At 47.1% G+C, this 393-nt stretch carries 1 protein-coding gene; it reads right to left on the bottom strand.

Going from position 1 to position 393, the window contains the following annotated elements:
* A partial coding sequence (locus tag AC1DCY_RS27840) for a hypothetical protein (RefSeq protein ID WP_477356057.1) occupies positions 1 to 393 on the bottom strand: 393 nt, incomplete at both ends.

Below are 393 nucleotides of genomic sequence, written 5' to 3'. Positions count from 1 at the left end.
GAAAGAAAAGTCGAAGTCGTGGATAGAAACGTCAAAATGATGGATAGAGTAGCCAAAATCGTGGATAGAACCACCAAAATCGTGGATAGAACGATCAAAGTGGCGGAGTGACGGAAAGAAAGACCGAAGCGACGGAAAGAAGAGTCGGAGTGACGGAAAGAAAGACCAAAGCGACGGAAAGAAGAGCCGGAGTGACGGAAAGAAAAGGCGGCGACGGAAAGAAGAGTCAGAGCGACGGAAAGAAGAGCCAGAGCGACGGAAAGAAAAGTCGAAGTCGTGGATAGAAACGTCAAAATGATGGATAGAGTAGCCAAAATCGTGGATAGAACCACCAAAATCGTGGATAGAACGATCAAAGTGGCGGAGTGACGGAAAGAAAGACCAAGAAAGACC

The organism is Lysinibacillus sp. 10T31 (genome assembly GCF_056394365.1).
Note: the sequence above shows the minus strand (reverse complement) of the source record. Positions and strands in the feature narration are given on the sequence as shown.